We start from the raw sequence: 16,288 nt of genomic DNA, 5'->3' as shown, positions 1-16,288 counted from the left end.
GGATATTTCTATACAGACAGCTTAGGAGGGTTGACCGACATTTCTCAGCACGAAAAAGTCATTGCCTTTTTAGAAGGAAAAGATCTTGCACCGGCACCGGAACGCGGCGACCAGATGTTACAGTTAACGCAAGCTGCTCTTGAAAAAGCTTCCCAGGATCCCGATGGATTTTTTATGATGATTGAAGGTTCTCAGATTGACTGGGGCGGGCATGATAACAATGCTGAATATGTACTCGGGGAGATGAAAGATTTTGATGCCGTAATCAGTGCCGTGATCGATTTTGCCGAGCAGGATGGAAATACGCTGGTTGTGATTTCTGCAGATCACGAAACCGGCGGATTGACCATGCCTTATGGTGAAGTGGACGGAACCTTTAAACACGAGTTTAGCACCAGTGGCCATACAGCTTTGCATGTACCTGTCTTTAGTTATGGACCTAAAGGCGAGTTGTTTGAAGGACGGTATGACAACACCGGAATCGCACGAAAGATGTTTGAGGTTTGGGGCAAAACTATTCAAGATCGATAAGTGGATATCTTTATCTATCAAGAATTTTTAAATTTTTATACTGAAGTGGTGTCAAATATTCAATAATTACAGAACAATGAATCAGATTGAATCTGTTGACTAAAAATTCCCATCCTGTCGACAGATAACCTATCCTTCAACCCTCCCTATCCGTTAGCCGACGGATAGGGAGGGCTTCAATGGCGGCAATATGTATTTCACTCATTTATTCTTCATTCATCAACAGTTTACAGGCTTCAAACCTTTCTTCTTGCGTTGAATTCTCGACAATGCCCTGGGGAGTGCCCATGCCGCAGGTGTTCGATCGTATCTGCCGGCTGGTTTGATGGCTAAAGAACCAATCACTTCCCCATTGCTTTAGCTCATCAGGAATACCTGGAAATTGAACACCGCCTGCTTCTTCGATCAGGTCAATACGGGCGGCAAATGCCCAGAACGCTTTACTCCGGCTGAGACCTTCATAATGATCTGCAAGCATATTGAGGGATTCAAAAGAGTGGGGAATTAAAAACCCGATAGTACGAGGTCCTTCATGTTCAGTGGCGGGGATGTAGATAACGGTATAGTAGCCTGTAGGTATTCTTGTATTGCGTACCTGATCTTTCATTCGTTCCGGATTGGGATTCCTGGACGGCCGCAGAATATCTCCACTCATGGTAGTTTCATAGTTTGTGTCCGCTCTCCGTACTATTTGTTCAAATGTATTGACTCTCGGATAAATCTGTTCGGAATGGAGAGCGCTGTCTCTGTATACCTGGAATTTATCATAGGGAAAGTCTGAAAACAGGGCACCGGTCATCACATACAGAGGTCCTTCATCAACAGCCCAAGTCAATACCTGCTGTTCAAGATCGGCCCAGATTCGTTGATTTAATAACCCCCTCTGGGGGGACATATTTGCCATTGTAAATGTGTGATACCAGCCACATACGTTCCAGCTAAAAGATTGTCCGGGTGCCATATGGCCCCGGTCATGTGCTGTTGACTGAAAAGCATATTCATCCAGTTTGTTGCCCTTGATGATTAGATCGGGATGGAATGGATCGTCTCCATCAGTGCAGGCCAGGAACTCATCCCAGGTGTCTGTTTTAAAATAGCATCCGGCTGTATTTCGGGTAAATGTATTGCACGCGCCTTCTCCAAACTGCTCCGGCGAAATTTTATAGGCAACCCAGCGTGGAGCATATTGTTCCGGCCAATACTCCATTGCAAAAAAGCTTTGCGCTTCCGTGCGGTAACACAAATGTTGGTTTGTGTCAAAAGGTTCATCGGGAGAGCTGTAGAAAAGAGTAGGAGCGTTTTCTACTGCAGACCCGATAAACTGATCAATGCAGGGATCAAGTGCAGATTGGGCAACCAGATGCGCCGGCAACATGCCCGAGAAAAATAAAACCAAGAACAACAATTTGGCTTTTTTGAAAAGGATAGTGTATAAAGACATTCGCATAGCCCGGTGGTGTGTGAAGATTGTGGTTATACTGACTCTAAAACTTCTGCCATTCTTTATTCAGTAAGAACTCATTTTACTTAATTCCTTACAGTTTTTTTTGGTTTTGCAACTCAACTGAAATTTTAGTATTTCAAAGAAAACACTACGATTGAAGGGGTACTATGAGAGAAGCCATCATGAGACGGGTTCATAAAGAGCAGAGTGTATCATTTCTCTTTTTAACTTCTCTGTTGTTTAGTAAAACTTCAATAACAGGATGTGTGTAGTAGCAGTGTTGTTTTGGGGGGTGACACAAGGTGTCATCTTTTAAATATATAATGAGTGAAGAATTTGAATCGAAATGAAACCCGTCAGGTTTTAAAAACCTGACGGGTTTAGAAGAGCCTGGAAACCATCAAGATATATGCGATTACACCTGACACTTACACCGAATACAGAACCGGTTCCATTTAATTACCAGCACCCGCTTACCGGCGCGTTGCATAAATGGCTGGGCCAAAACGATCTGCACGATAAGATCTCGTTGTACTCTTTTTCTTGGTTAAGGGGGCAGGCTGAACGAGTGGATGGGAAGTTAAACTTTCCTAATGGGGCAAGGTGGTTTATTAGTTTTTGGGAATCAAAATATGGTTCGGATTTAATACAAGGGATTGTGGATAAACCGGATGTATTCTATGGGATGAAAGTTGATGAAGTTCAGGTCGCTAAAACACCTTCATTTAATAACGAGCAGCGCTTCAAAGTGGCAAGTCCGGTTTTAGTCCGAAAAAATTTAGATGCTGAAACACGTAAGCATTTGACTTATAAGGATGATGATGTAGATGAGTTCCTTTCAAGAACGCTGAATAAGAAATTGTCAGAAGCTGGTCTTGAGAATAGCTTTAAACCATTGAAAGTTACTTTTGACAAGACCTACCCAAACCCAAAAACCAAATTGGTGAATTTAAAGGGCACGCAACTTCGGGCTAATTATTGTCCGGTTATCGTTAAGGGTGATCCAAAAGCTATCGAATTTGCCTGGACGGTGGGAGTGGGAGAGTTGACAGGAAGCGGTTTTGGGGCACTAAGCTGAAATTACATGAATATTCAGACCTGACAGGTTTTCAAAACCTGTCAGGTCTATTAACTACCGGTACAAAATTATGAAGATTTATACAGTTACATATACGGGGCCTTTTGGTTTTATAAAACCCTGGACGGCGGTAAGAGATGGGGGAAAACCACATGAAATACACACATTTAGCCAACAGTTTTTAACGCCTTCAATTGTAGAAGGTATGCGCCAAAAATTGCAAGTGGAGAAGATTGCACGTCACAAATTGACTTTCAAAAATTATTCCAAGCAAATGGAGCAGACTCGTCCTAAACTGATAAAAAAGTGGGGAGAGAATTTTAGCATACTTACCAGAGGTGTGATGCTTGAGCCTATTCTTATTTTAGGATTTAATTCCAGAGAAGATGCAGAAATAGCGTTTGATCAACACATTTGTCTATGTAGAAATGAAGACATTCTATTACCGGATAAAAGTGCTTGGATTTCAGTATTAAGTGAAAAAGAATTCGATGCTTTGGAAGGCTTCGAATTAAGATTCACTGGTTCAGATGAAGGCTTTATGGTTGGGTATAATCGCTTTAACGATTTTGAACCTATGTACGGAGAATTGGAAATAACAGATGGAGCTATTCGGGATGAATTGTTATGAAGCGATGGTCTATTGAGACATATCAAGAGCTTGAATTACTTGCCAAAAGTGAAGTCTATGGTTCTGTCACTTTAAAGCAACATTTGACCGATGTAGCAGAAGCTATTATACCCTTAGCAAAACATTTTGTAAAAGATGTTGAGTTAAGCAAAAAAGGGGCTTTATTGCATGACATCGGTAAAGCTCATCCAGTATATCAGGCTTTTGTACATGATTATAAAGAGGGTTTTGGTTTTAGTCAGTCGTTACCTAACCGCCATGAGATTTCATCATTAGCTTTTTTACCACTCTTTCCCAAAAATGAGTGGGAGCCGTTGACCGAAATGATTGTTGCTCATCATAAGTCAGTTGAAGGTGATCACAGAAAAAGGGGTATTATCGATATTCTAAATCAACAGGGGCCTGCCGGATTGTTCGAATCTCATCTGGAGGATTGGGAAATATGGGCTGAAAGAGCTTTAAAGCTACTTAATGAATTGGGATTTGAAACACGGGCGATTTCTGAAAAAGAAGCCGAGGAAGCCATAGAGTGGGTATATGAATATTGTGAGGAATTAGGTGACGGCTGGTCAGAATGGAAAGGGCTATTGATGGCCTCTGATCACATGGCTTCTGCTTTAGGAAAAGAGTTGAAGCCTTATTTAAAACACTTTTTCAAAACGCCTGAATATGTGGATATGCATCCACCTAATGAATTGTTTCCGCTCTCAATGAAATCGACAGAAGATAAAAGACCACATACATTGGTAGTTGCACCTACCGGGGCTGGTAAAACCGAATTTTTATTGAACCGGTGCAAAGGGCGAACATTTTACATGCTTCCGTTTCAGGCTTCCATTAATGCCATGTTCAAACGCATTAAAGAAATCGTGCCGAAAGAAACCGATGTGCGACTTTTACATGCTGCTTCACGGCTTGTGGCAAAAGATGAAAATAACAGCAAACAGGAAGTTCAGTTGCAGCCTTTTGTGGGTTCCAGTGTGAAAGTACTGACCCCACATCAAACCAGCAGCATCATTTTTGGGACGATGGGTTTTGAAGCAACCCTTATGGATGTAAGAGGGTGTGATGTAATTCTGGATGAAATTCATACGTACCAGGCAGAATCTCAGGCCATGGTAATGGAAATTGTGAAGGTGCTGATTGAACAAAACTGCCGAATTCATGTAGGGACCGCCACCATGCCAACAGCACTATATGATAAATTGCTGGAAATATTAGGTGGAGCAGATACTACATATGAAGTCAGTCTTACGGATAATGAACTTGCTACGTACGACCGGCATATTATCCATAAAAATGAAAATATAGATGAGCTATTCGATATCATTAAGACAGCATTTGAGGAAACAGAAAAAGTTTTAATTGTCTGCAATATTGTAGCGGATTCCCAAGAAACGTATCGCATGTTGAAAAGCATGTTTCCTGACATTCCATCCATGCTAATCCATAGTCGATTTCGAAGAAAAGATCGCCGGGAAAGAGAAGAACAATTAAAGAATGATTTTGACGGGCAAGAGGGACCATGCTTTGTAGTCTCTACACAGGTTGTAGAAGTTAGCCTGGACATTAGTTTTGACCGGATGATTACCCAGGCGGCACCATTGGACGCCCTTATCCAACGATTCGGACGGATTAATAGAAAACGCAAAAAACCGGAGAATCGAACACTGCGGCCTATTCATGTTCTGCAACCAAAAGAACATACGCTTCCTTACAGGAAAGAGACGGTTGAAAAGAGCTTTGAGTTACTGCCGGACAAAGAACCACTCTCAACTATTGAGATACAATCGCTGATAGATCAAGTGTATCCGGAAATAGACATTCAAAAAATCTCAGGGTATCTGAAATGGAACGACGACCAGTTTCAGATGAAGAAATTGCGACACATTTCGGAGCCGGTGTTGATGAAATATCTCGAGATTGATTCAGCTTCCGCTATACTGGAACAAGATTTGGAAACTTATAAAGAGGCCAATTGGGAAGAACGGCAATGGTTGGAAATTCCTGTTAATGAGAAAAGCATGTATAGAATTCGGGAAAGAGTTCAACGACTGGAAAGAGTTGGAAGTGAACCCTACGTAATGACCGAGCAATATGATTATGAGAAGGTTGGGTTGGAATTGAAAGAACCATCAAATTTTATTTAAAGCGATAGAGATATGTATACGCAGCAAACCGGCCGGAGATTTTTGAAAGTTTATAATAAGAAGACAGGAAAGAATCTTTCTGCATTGGAGTTTTTCGAAGAGGAGTTTTTTCCTGTGCTTTTTGATGCAGAAGATTATTTACACCTAATGCAGGTAACGAATTCATCTTTCTTTCAAAAAATTTCTAAAGAAGATCAGAGAGATAATGTTCGAGATTCAGTAATAAAGAAAGATCGTTTTCTCAATGATATTAAGGAAGTGAGTAATGGGGAAAAAAATATTAGCGGAGCAGTAGCAGTGGGTTTTATGGCCGGTGATATTGATAAGGGTACTTCCGGACAGATCAGTTCTATTGATTTTGATTTATCGGAAGAAAATATCCTTTATTCTTGGTTTGGTGGTGCTTTGGGAGTTGGATTTGGAGGAGGATATAATTTCCTGTTCAACAATGAAAAGTTGCTTTGGTTTCTGTTTGAAGGTTGGAAATTTTACAGAAAGTATTTAGATGAAACTCCAAATACAAAAGGGAGACAAATCGAAACCTGGAATGGACTTTGGATTACTCATGGGCTTGAGTTCAAAGATGATTTAGATAAGGCATACAAAAATACTCTTGATTGGATTTCAAATAATTCAGGAACAGAAAAGGGGATGATTAAACTAAATCGTCCTGATTGGTCAGATCAAGTTTTCTCACTTGCAAAGTTTTTGGATACCGAACATCTCCGTGAATTGGTTTATGGATATAAATTGAGCCAAATGAATAGCACTCTGGGTTTTATGTACTTGGATTTGGAAAGAGTTCGTTGGTTGCCTCAAATATTTGAGCAGCTTATTAGCCAAGATCCGAGTATAAATCGGAAACAAGCCACAAGACTTGAAGAAGCCTACAAAACTCAATTTTCTATTGAGAAAGCGTGCAGTTTAGGAGGAATTGGAGTGAGAGCTTTAAAACCTAAAGACCTTTACAAATACACAGCCGGAGATATTCGTGAAGGAGCCAGCAAGATGTACAAGCTGGACAAGGAAGAAAAACGAATCACTTTTATAACATACATAACATGGATACAAGCTATGCTAAATAACGAAGACACATTAAAATTATCGGAAGAAGTAGCAGAAGCCTTATTAAAATTCGAAGGGGAAGAGAACAGGCTACGGACAAGAATTAAGCAAGTAGAAGGTTTGTGGGAATCAAGAAATCGGCAACAATTCATTGATGGGCTTTCTTCGATAATAGAAGAAGATAAAGCTGCAGCAGAGCCATTAAATAAAGCAGTTGAACAGTTAATGACTTCCATTCCACAAGACATGTTTAAGCTGTTTTTGACACTTATCAAATTTAAGTACAACTACTACCAATCCAATTAACATTCTAAGAATATTTCTAATCAATAACGGGACTCTATTATGAATTCACCTTATCTATATCTTCGAGGATTAAAGCATGCAGAACACACAGTATTTTGCGTGGAAGACGGACAAAAAACCTATTTCGATCCACAGTTCAGAAGAAGCCAGCCTTTTTCGAGTGGTCAACAAGTAAAGCGGTCGATTCTTGAACGCGTAGTTAATGAACTGCATCAAGATCTTGCACCGGTCGATTTTCTATGGAAAATTGAGAATCAAGGAGATATTCCAAAAGAAGATATTGCAGTTCAACCATGTGACCCAACATATCCAGATCAATTATTAGGTGGATATATGAAAGCATCTTCAAAAGCTACAAAGAGCAAAGAGGAAGAAAACTTTGTAGTTAAAAGGCGAAGTCCATTGTCCATTTCTGCCATGCGCCCGTTACATCCGCTATTAGGAGGTACAGATGCTGAAAAAGGGACTTTTGATAGAACCAATAACCCAAATAGTAAAGTTACTCTTTTGGACCAGGACGGGAATCCAATGAGTCCTGAGGAAATGCAGGATTACCTTGAAAACCTGGACAAACAGCTCCCCAAGCGTAAATTTTTAGATAAGCAAACTCGTGCTTATGGATTATTCGTTTACGATATAGCTATAGATTTGAGAAGGCTCTTTTCTGTATCAACTATTCCACTGCAAAAGGGTGAGCCGGAGGTTTATCAAAGTGTAAAAGAGAAAATGAAAGAAGAAGGCTGGGTGGAAAGTGAAAATTTCTTTGGTCCATGCCTGGTTTGTCCCAAAGAACAAAGAGATAAAATTATTCCGGCGTTGGCGGAAGGTCTGTTAGATTGGCAAATTACAAGTAACCAAGCTCGTACTTTCAGTTTAATGGAACCACTCGCATTTGCTTTGGCGAACAAAGCTTATGCCGTAGCTGGCGCAATCCGTGCAGAGCTAAGAGAAGATGTTGAAAATGACCAGGCTGTTCCAAGGTTAGATAAAGAAGCCGGAGCTGATTTATATGTGACATTACCTGCCAGTGGATACATCAAAGGAGAATATGGCTCAGCGGATGCCATTGAAAATGCTCAAAAATGGTTGATAGATCGGCTTCAATCCTTCAACTACGAGAACCAAACCACTGTTCACGTAAGTTAAATATTTGGGGACTAACAAAGACCTGACAGGTTTTCAAAACCTGTCAGGTCTTTAACACATAAACCTCCAAGGTTTCAAAAACCTTGGAGGTTTGGAAAAGAAATTTTGTAAGGAATTGGTTTTTTAAGGCTCATATAGATAAACCCCTCCAATGGTTCTTACCACAGGGATCGCTGTAGGGGTAGGGTATAACGGAAAAGCGACCAATGCCACAGAAACGAATTCCACTACAACCGGGGTATTTCTATCATATTTGGACGCACGCCAACGGGGATGACAACCTGTTTCGTTGCGAGGAGAATTATGGCTATTTCCTCAAGCGGTATCTTCATCATGTGCATCCGGTAGTAGAAACCTACGCTTATTGCCTGATGCTTCATCCTGTTAAATGAATCCTTTAATTATGGCAAGTTTTTATTATGTCTATGTTTTATACAGTTTAACTGACCAGCAATTATATACCGGATATACTAAAGATTTAAAATCAAGAATTGATCAACATAAGAATGGAAGGGTAAAGTCAACTAAAAATAGAAGGCCACTAAAGCTAATTTATTTCGAAGGTTCTAGGAACCAAAAAGATGCTACACATCGGGAAAAATATCTTAAAACATCCCACGGTAAAATGTTTCTTGGGAATAGATTAAAAAACTGGCGTAAGCATGATAAACCGAATCTTATTTAACAGGACAAGCCACATTCATTTGATGGTAAGGGTGAAAAGTGAGGAGGAATTAGTAGAGTTTTTAAAAAGGGAGAAAAACCTCCAAGGTTTTGAAAACCTTGGAGGTTTGGTAAGCCAACGACTTTCAAATCTTTTTAATGCTTATACAAAAGCCTTCAACAAAATGTACAATCGGAAAGGCAGTCTTTTTATACCAAACTTTAATCGTAAACTCATCGATTCGGACGAATATTTTGTCCGCCTGATTGCATATATCCACAATAATCCCATTCACCACGGTTTTACCAGTCATCCTAACCAATGGCCATTCAGCAGCTGGCATGCCTATGTTTTAAATAAATTGACGAGAATAAAGAAAGAAGAAGCTTTGCTATGGTTTGGGGATGTAGAGAATTTTAAAACGATACATCGGGAAATAAATGTAGAGAAGTGTATTCAATTGTTTGAATCTTAGAAAAAATGAAACCTCCAAGGTTTTCAAAACCTTGGAGGTTTGAGTAAAAAAATGAACCAAAATAACCCCATTACCGGAACGGAAGTGGCCTACTACTTTATCTGTGCCCGCAAGCTGTGGTTTTTTGCCCATAACATACAATGTGAGCAGGAAAGCGATGCCGTACGTATGGGCCGCCATATCCATGAAACCAGTTATAAACGGGAGAAAAAAGAAATTTCTATCGATGGAGTGATTGTGGTGGACTGGATTGATCATAACCAAAAAATTATCCATGAAGTAAAAAAGTCTGCAAGTATGGATGAGGCCCACACCTGGCAGCTTAAGTATTATATGTGGTACCTGGAAAAAAAGGGGATGCACATAGCCGATGAGAACACGATGAACGAGTACCCGGATTTTCCGGATAAACGAGGGTACATAGGCGAATTGAATTATCCGAAGTTACGCCAAACGGAACGGATTATTTTGTCGCAAAACGACCGGAAAGAACTGGAATCTAAAATAATACCGAATATCCGCAAGATCAGGAACCGAGAAAAACCGCCCAAAACCGTGGAGTGGCATATCTGTAAAAGCTGTTCTTATAATGAACTTTGTTACAGCTAAGAATTTATTGAGTTATAGAGCGGATGATTTGTTGAGTTAATAACCATCAAATCCAATACCCTACAACTCAAAAATTCAGCAACTCCAAAAATCACCAACTCAACAAATTTCAATCCATGGATTTTAATAAAACAGAAAAAGTGAAAAAAAGAACCAAGGATTTTGCGCTGATGATTATTGCGCTGTATCGGATGCTACCCAAAACAGGTGAAGATCAGACAGGGAATTTTATGCAAAATTATGCATTGTAGTAGAAGAAGCAGACGAAAGTGTTTTCTGGCTGGAAATTCTAAATGAGGCGGGTGTTTTGTCTTCAAAAAAGATTCATCCCGTACTTACCGAAGCTTGGGAAATATTAGCAATCATGGCTGCTTCACGTAAAACAGCAGCGAGAAGACTTACATAATTTACTGAGTTGTTGGTTTACAGATTCTTTCAACTCAACAACTCAATAAATTTCCAAATCAACAAATTCAAAATGAAACGACCTTACTACATATTCACCTCCGGCAAGCTGATGAGGAAACAGAATACTCTTTTCTTTCTTCCTTATAAAAAAGAGGAGGAACTGCTTGAGGCCACCGGCGGGGATAAAGAGGATGATTTTGACGAATGGGAACTTATCACAGAAGCCGGGAAGTTCAAAAAAGATTTTGATTCGCTCAATAAACGGGTGATTCCTGTTGATGATGTGGACTCGCTTATGATATTCAGCGAAATAAATTTTAATGCGCGCTTGTTACGTTTTCTTGCCAAAAACAATATTCCTGCTCACCTGTTCAATTATTACGGCTATTACAGCGGCAGCTATTATCCCAGGGAATATTTACTTAGCGGTTTTTTGCTGGTGAACCAGGTAGATCACTATAAAAGCCGGGTAAAACGCATGAGGCTGGCGCTGCAACTGGTTTTAGGGGCAGGGTATAACATGCTGCGTAATCTGAAATATTATAACGGACGGGCAGGGGATCTTGAAATGTATATTTCCCGCATCGAAAAACACATGAATGAAGTTCCCCTTGCAGAAGATATTCAACAGCTTATGGGGTTAGAAGGGAACATCCGCCAAACTTATTACGCTGCTTTCTCTACCATTTTGGGAGAAAAATATGACTTTGAAAAACGGGTTAAAAATCCCCCGGATAATGCTGTAAATGCCTTAATTTCATTTGGGAATGCCATGGTATATACCACCTGCCTTACAGAAATATACAGGACTCAATTATCCCCGCTGATCTCTTATTTGCATGAACCCGGAGACCGGCGTTATTCACTGGCTTTAGATCTTGCTGAAATATTTAAACCATTACTGGCCGACCGGGTGATTTTCACATGTCTGAACCAGGGCCGTATCAAACATTCGGATTTTGAGGAAGATCTTAATTTTTGCCATTTGAGTAAAAAGGGGAGACAAACATTTGTAAAAGCTTTTGAAGAGAAACTTCAAACCACCATTATGCATCGAACATTAAACCGAAAGGTTTCGTACCGGAGGCTAATACGTCTGGAATGCTACAAACTGGTAAAACATATTACCGATGCAGAGGCTTATGAGCCGTTTAAAGCGTGGTGGTGAGGAATTTGATGAGTTAATGATCTGTAAATTATTTGATTTAACAACTCAACAAATCGGCAAATCTGTAACTCATCAACTCAATAAATCAAAAACTTAACAAATCCCATGTATTATATCCTTGTTTATGATGTAAATGTGAACCGCGTTGTCAAAATGCTGAAGATTGTACGTGAATATTTAAATCATGTGCAAAACTCAGTATTCGAGGGGGAACTCACAGACGCTCAGCTTGAAGAACTAAAGTACAAAATCACAGAACTGATGAATGAAGAGGAAGATTCTGTTATCATCTACTGCGTTGGGAGCAAACGCTGGAGTAATAGGGAAGTATTGGGTGTGGAAAAAAATAGTGCGGATAATTTTGTGTAATGAATCGTCACAGTGCCCGGATGAGGAATCAGATAATGATCGCTATTTGGAAGTTTATGAAGATATATGGCTTAGAAGGCTGTAAAGGGCGAAAATTGACATCGTCACACCCAGACATAAAATGCACTTATAAGAGGTGACGACAAATCATTGACTTTTTTCTCCTAAAAGATGTATTTATATGTTATAAACGTGGATTTTTCCGCGGCCTTTTAATCGAACCTTAGAGGAATTGAAATTTGCCTGGCTTTCAACAAAATGATACGAATGGGTATACTTTTAATCGAACCTTAGAGGAATTGAAATTTTGTTAATATCTCATCATCTATTTCACTTAGTTCACCTTTTAATCGAACCTTAGAGGAATTGAAATACTCGTGGGCTTTGTGCTTGATAGCCAGTTCGGTTCCTTTTAATCGAACCTTAGAGGAATTGAAATACCTTATATAACGGATTTGGCTCAATGCCATGCTTGCTTTTAATCGAACCTTAGAGGAATTGAAATAAGGTATAAATCATGGCATACGAAGGAGTTAATTTTCTTTTAATCGAACCTTAGAGGAATTGAAATCCTGTTTCAGCAGGACAGTGAGTGAGGGGTTGAAAGCTTTTAATCGAACCTTAGAGGAATTGAAATATGAAAATACAGATTGGGCGCTTCTCACAGAACGGCCTTTTAATCGAACCTTAGAGGAATTGAAATCAGTACGACATATAATTTCCAGCGCCACATTCATCCCTTTTAATCGAACCTTAGAGGAATTGAAATTCATATCCATCAATATCTTTCCAAATTTCTTTCATCCTTTTAATCGAACCTTAGAGGAATTGAAATCACTTTATTCCGGCCTCAAAAACCCTTGAATTAGTCCCTTTTAATCGAACCTTAGAGGAATTGAAATTCAGATGATTTGTGATCAAGTTCGGTTTTATTCGTACTTTTAATCGAACCTTAGAGGAATTGAAATGGTTATCAAATAAATCAGGCTTTGGGGACATTGAATACTTTTAATCGAACCTTAGAGGAATTGAAATTCTAACCAGTCATGACATGAAGAACAAGCATAAACCCCTTTTAATCGAACCTTAGAGGAATTGAAATGAACTTCAACGTCCCCTGAGTATTTTGCAACGCTTACTTTTAATCGAACCTTAGAGGAATTGAAATATGCACTAATATCAGCGATAGAGGACGAGAATCCGACTTTTAATCGAACCTTAGAGGAATTGAAATTACTCTTGCAGTAGTTGCTTGATGGATCTCTCCAACTTTTAATCGAACCTTAGAGGAATTGAAATTTTTCTGTTGCTTCTTGTAACAAAAAAATGGATCGGACTTTTAATCGAACCTTAGAGGAATTGAAATTTTGGTGGCTCATGATGCCTTTATAAGAAGCGGGGGTCTTTTAATCGAACCTTAGAGGAATTGAAATGAAAATTTCACAACCGATGATTGTAATATCAGATCCTTTTAATCGAACCTTAGAGGAATTGAAATACGATCTGAATCCCGATCAAACCCAATATACGGCACAACTTTTAATCGAACCTTAGAGGAATTGAAATTGATATGCCGGAGGATGAGAATGAACGGTCGGAGTTCTTTTAATCGAACCTTAGAGGAATTGAAATAAATCATCCAGGTACTTCTCAGACGATCCTGCCATACTTTTAATCGAACCTTAGAGGAATTGAAATACTGGATGAGATTTTAACGTCGATAGATAGCTTTTACTTTTAATCGAACCTTAGAGGAATTGAAATGTTGGAATATTGCTTGTCTGTGCCACTTCAACCCCATCTTTTAATCGAACCTTAGAGGAATTGAAATTAAACGGTATAGCCTTTTAGAATGCCTCTGGAGATGCTTTTAATCGAACCTTAGAGGAATTGAAATTAATTCAGACTTTGATGAGGCAGCCCGACAGATTCACTTTTAATCGAACCTTAGAGGAATTGAAATAAGATGCCGGTGTTTCTGTTGACCTGTCTGAGTGGACTTTTAATCGAACCTTAGAGGAATTGAAATAACATCAGCAAGTTCTTTTTTGATTGAATCCACATCACTTTTAATCGAACCTTAGAGGAATTGAAATTCTGTCAATTCAATAGTGTTGAATCCTTTTTCCTCACTTTTAATCGAACCTTAGAGGAATTGAAATGAAGCCGAACAAAATAACTGTATCGGGAACGGGCGCGCTTTTAATCGAACCTTAGAGGAATTGAAATACGTTCTCACGTAGCTTATGTAACTGATTTCCCTTACTTTTAATCGAACCTTAGAGGAATTGAAATTTCCCCTGCTGTAGCTCTGCCAACTCATTCACTCAACTTTTAATCGAACCTTAGAGGAATTGAAATACTCACGGGCATCGTTATAGACAATATCCTCTTTCATCTTTTAATCGAACCTTAGAGGAATTGAAATTTTTATATAGCCGAAGAAGTTTCTCCTCATTTCCCATACTTTTAATCGAACCTTAGAGGAATTGAAATGGAGTTGACCGCTGGTACATCACCGGCCAGGCCTTCCTTTTAATCGAACCTTAGAGGAATTGAAATGTGAACAGCTCAGATTAACAGTTAGCACTGGGAATACTTTTAATCGAACCTTAGAGGAATTGAAATTACGTTTTGACGAATCCATTTTACAGATTTATCAATACTTTTAATCGAACCTTAGAGGAATTGAAATCTCGCTTCATTGAATTGGATGCGGCACGATTCGATACTTTTAATCGAACCTTAGAGGAATTGAAATTATAAGGTCGTCATGCGTGGTTTTTATCTTCGCTCCGTCTTTTAATCGAACCTTAGAGGAATTGAAATCAGGAAAAAGAACTACGTGAGAGTTTCTTGAATGACCTTTTAATCGAACCTTAGAGGAATTGAAATTCTCTGATGGGGACGGTGGCACATCTGAACCGCCCCCTTTTAATCGAACCTTAGAGGAATTGAAATTAAATCTGGACTTGTGCTGAACAATTTTTACAAGGTCTTTTAATCGAACCTTAGAGGAATTGAAATAACACACCCCCAAATGGCAGTTTGCGTGTTTCTAAACTTTTAATCGAACCTTAGAGGAATTGAAATTTTCATCAAGTCGTTTCGTTTCTTCTTCAACACTTACTTTTAATCGAACCTTAGAGGAATTGAAATCAGGAAAAAGAACTACGTGAGAGTTTCTTGAATGACCTTTTAATCGAACCTTAGAGGAATTGAAATTCTCTGATGGGGACGGTGGCACATCTGAACCGCCCCCTTTTAATCGAACCTTAGAGGAATTGAAATGTGGAATACCGCCGCTTATTGCAACCGCCCCTGCGCTTTTAATCGAACCTTAGAGGAATTGAAATATTTTGCCCCTTCAGGAGAAGCCGCTTTTAATCTTTCCTTTTAATCGAACCTTAGAGGAATTGAAATGTTTCTGAACGAGAAGTACACCGGCGATAATTATGCTTTTAATCGAACCTTAGAGGAATTGAAATATCGATAAAATTCCAGACCTGGTTGTAAAGCGTTCTCTTTTAATCGAACCTTAGAGGAATTGAAATCCATAATCGCTTATATCGCTTTCAAACATCGGATATACTTTTAATCGAACCTTAGAGGAATTGAAATATGCTCGATGTAGTCGATAAACTCTTTAGCTGCAGACTTTTAATCGAACCTTAGAGGAATTGAAATACAATCCAGGATTCAGTTTCAAAATCATAGGAAAGACTTTTAATCGAACCTTAGAGGAATTGAAATCTGAACTTGAGAGGCAGATTGAGGCCAGAAAAGAGCTTTTAATCGAACCTTAGAGGAATTGAAATTGAATATGATGTACTGAAAAGCATCCAGGTAGTTCAACTTTTAATCGAACCTTAGAGGAATTGAAATATGAAAGTTGAGCTGGAGGAGAACGCAAGAATCAACTTTTAATCGAACCTTAGAGGAATTGAAATTTCACAGCACTACAGGAAGATCAATTAGATGAAGTTCTTTTAATCGAACCTTAGAGGAATTGAAATTTGTATTGATCGCCATACTCTACGGCTATAATTGACTTTTAATCGAACCTTAGAGGAATTGAAATTTAATTGGGTTCGCTGGGGGCTGTTCAGGAGATATCCTTTTAATCGAACCTTAGAGGAATTGTCCCGACAGATTAATGAAGGCAGGTAACATTCATTTTAAAGCTTGCTAACTTTGTATACAGTGACAACCGCAGAGAGCTATCGGGATTAATCGAACCTTAG

General features: G+C 39.2%; 15 protein-coding genes and 1 CRISPR repeat array. Of the genes, 14 read left to right on the top strand and 1 reads right to left on the bottom strand.

What is annotated here, in order from left to right:
- Window positions 1-531: alkaline phosphatase (locus tag L0B18_RS16940; protein WP_234572995.1), on the top strand; the 531-nt coding region annotated here is incomplete at its 5' end.
- Window positions 532-736: 205 nt separating this feature from the next.
- Here the strand turns inward: L0B18_RS16940 and L0B18_RS16935 are convergent.
- Window positions 737-1,927, bottom strand: coding sequence for a DNA/RNA non-specific endonuclease (locus L0B18_RS16935; protein ID WP_234572994.1), 1,191 nt, complete (start codon window positions 1,925-1,927; stop codon window positions 737-739).
- Window positions 1,928-2,384: 457 nt separating this feature from the next.
- Here L0B18_RS16935 and cas6 point away from each other — a divergent pair, with 457 nt between their 5' ends.
- The 13 genes from cas6 (at window position 2,385) to cas2 (ending at window position 12,044) form a co-directional block, all read left to right on the top strand.
- The gene (gene cas6, locus L0B18_RS16930) at window positions 2,385-3,053 is read left to right on the top strand and encodes a CRISPR-associated endoribonuclease Cas6 (RefSeq protein WP_234572993.1); all 669 of its coding nucleotides are present in this window, start codon (window positions 2,385-2,387) and stop codon (window positions 3,051-3,053) included.
- Between the two features lie 70 nt (window positions 3,054-3,123).
- A complete protein-coding gene (locus L0B18_RS16925; RefSeq protein WP_234572992.1) occupies window positions 3,124-3,684 on the top strand; it encodes a hypothetical protein in 561 nt (186 codons plus the stop codon).
- Window positions 3,681-5,834, top strand: coding sequence for a CRISPR-associated helicase Cas3' (cas3, locus tag L0B18_RS16920; protein WP_234572991.1), 2,154 nt, complete (start codon window positions 3,681-3,683; stop codon window positions 5,832-5,834). The genes L0B18_RS16925 and cas3 overlap by 4 nt, the downstream gene beginning before the upstream one ends.
- Before the next feature lie 12 nt (window positions 5,835-5,846).
- Window positions 5,847-7,205 carry a hypothetical protein gene (locus L0B18_RS16915; RefSeq protein WP_234572990.1) on the top strand — a complete coding sequence of 453 codons (1,359 nt, stop codon included), beginning with the start codon at window positions 5,847-5,849 and terminating at the stop codon, window positions 7,203-7,205.
- A 39-nt stretch (window positions 7,206-7,244) separates the two neighbouring features.
- Complete coding sequence (locus L0B18_RS16910; RefSeq protein WP_234572989.1) at window positions 7,245-8,351, top strand: hypothetical protein; 1,107 nt, start codon at window positions 7,245-7,247, stop codon at window positions 8,349-8,351.
- A gap of 206 nt (window positions 8,352-8,557) precedes the next feature.
- The gene (locus L0B18_RS16905) at window positions 8,558-8,743 is read left to right on the top strand and encodes a hypothetical protein (RefSeq protein WP_234572988.1); all 186 of its coding nucleotides are present in this window, start codon (window positions 8,558-8,560) and stop codon (window positions 8,741-8,743) included.
- The gene (locus L0B18_RS19915) at window positions 8,740-9,036 is read left to right on the top strand and encodes a GIY-YIG nuclease family protein (RefSeq protein ID WP_370647591.1); all 297 of its coding nucleotides are present in this window, start codon (window positions 8,740-8,742) and stop codon (window positions 9,034-9,036) included. The genes L0B18_RS16905 and L0B18_RS19915 overlap by 4 nt, the downstream gene beginning before the upstream one ends.
- Window positions 9,014-9,490: a hypothetical protein gene (locus L0B18_RS16900; protein ID WP_234572987.1), complete on the top strand. Its 477-nt coding sequence runs from the start codon at window positions 9,014-9,016 to the stop codon at window positions 9,488-9,490. The genes L0B18_RS19915 and L0B18_RS16900 overlap by 23 nt, the downstream gene beginning before the upstream one ends.
- A 51-nt stretch (window positions 9,491-9,541) precedes the next feature.
- Window positions 9,542-10,099, top strand: a complete 558-nt coding sequence (cas4, locus tag L0B18_RS16895) for a CRISPR-associated protein Cas4 (protein ID WP_234572986.1) — start codon at window positions 9,542-9,544, stop codon at window positions 10,097-10,099.
- A gap of 116 nt (window positions 10,100-10,215) precedes the next feature.
- Complete coding sequence (locus L0B18_RS19775; RefSeq protein ID WP_255695687.1) at window positions 10,216-10,350, top strand: hypothetical protein; 135 nt, start codon at window positions 10,216-10,218, stop codon at window positions 10,348-10,350.
- The gene (locus L0B18_RS19910; protein ID WP_370647603.1) at window positions 10,344-10,505 is read left to right on the top strand and encodes a hypothetical protein; all 162 of its coding nucleotides are present in this window, start codon (window positions 10,344-10,346) and stop codon (window positions 10,503-10,505) included. The genes L0B18_RS19775 and L0B18_RS19910 overlap by 7 nt, the downstream gene beginning before the upstream one ends.
- Window positions 10,506-10,577: 72 nt before the next feature.
- On the top strand, window positions 10,578-11,675 hold the full coding sequence (cas1b, locus tag L0B18_RS16890) for a type I-B CRISPR-associated endonuclease Cas1b (RefSeq protein ID WP_234572985.1): 1,098 nt from the start codon (window positions 10,578-10,580) through the stop codon (window positions 11,673-11,675).
- A 105-nt stretch (window positions 11,676-11,780) separates the two neighbouring features.
- Window positions 11,781-12,044 (top strand): CRISPR-associated endonuclease Cas2, encoded by a 264-nt coding sequence (gene cas2, locus L0B18_RS16885; RefSeq protein ID WP_234572984.1) that lies wholly within the window; start codon window positions 11,781-11,783, stop codon window positions 12,042-12,044.
- Between the two features lie 209 nt (window positions 12,045-12,253).
- Window positions 12,254-16,191: direct repeats of the CRISPR family, unit length 30 nt; unit sequence CTTTTAATCGAACCTTAGAGGAATTGAAAT.
- Window positions 16,192-16,288: the final 97 nt, after the last annotated feature.

Source organism: Rhodohalobacter sp. 614A (assembly GCF_021462415.1).
GTDB lineage: Bacteria > Bacteroidota > Rhodothermia > Balneolales > Balneolaceae > Rhodohalobacter.
Note: the sequence above shows the minus strand (reverse complement) of the source record. Positions and strands in the feature narration are given on the sequence as shown.

What these genes read in the sequence shown, in the direction of transcription:
- L0B18_RS16925 (WP_234572992.1), top strand. Translation starts at nt 3,124, where the DNA reads ATGAAGATTTATACAGTTACATATACGGGGCCTTTTGGTTTTATAAAA.
- L0B18_RS16915 (WP_234572990.1), top strand. Translation starts at nt 5,847, where the DNA reads ATGTATACGCAGCAAACCGGCCGGAGATTTTTGAAAGTTTATAATAAG.
- L0B18_RS19775 (WP_255695687.1), top strand. Translation starts at nt 10,216, where the DNA reads ATGGATTTTAATAAAACAGAAAAAGTGAAAAAAAGAACCAAGGATTTT.
- cas2 (WP_234572984.1), top strand. Translation starts at nt 11,781, where the DNA reads ATGTATTATATCCTTGTTTATGATGTAAATGTGAACCGCGTTGTCAAA.
- cas6 (WP_234572993.1), top strand. Translation starts at nt 2,385, where the DNA reads ATGCGATTACACCTGACACTTACACCGAATACAGAACCGGTTCCATTT.
- cas1b (WP_234572985.1), top strand. Translation starts at nt 10,578, where the DNA reads ATGAAACGACCTTACTACATATTCACCTCCGGCAAGCTGATGAGGAAA.
- L0B18_RS16900 (WP_234572987.1), top strand. Translation starts at nt 9,014, where the DNA reads ATGATAAACCGAATCTTATTTAACAGGACAAGCCACATTCATTTGATG.
- L0B18_RS19915 (WP_370647591.1), top strand. Translation starts at nt 8,740, where the DNA reads ATGAATCCTTTAATTATGGCAAGTTTTTATTATGTCTATGTTTTATAC.
- cas4 (WP_234572986.1), top strand. Translation starts at nt 9,542, where the DNA reads ATGAACCAAAATAACCCCATTACCGGAACGGAAGTGGCCTACTACTTT.
- L0B18_RS16905 (WP_234572988.1), top strand. Translation starts at nt 8,558, where the DNA reads ATGCCACAGAAACGAATTCCACTACAACCGGGGTATTTCTATCATATT.
- L0B18_RS16910 (WP_234572989.1), top strand. Translation starts at nt 7,245, where the DNA reads ATGAATTCACCTTATCTATATCTTCGAGGATTAAAGCATGCAGAACAC.
- cas3 (WP_234572991.1), top strand. Translation starts at nt 3,681, where the DNA reads ATGAAGCGATGGTCTATTGAGACATATCAAGAGCTTGAATTACTTGCC.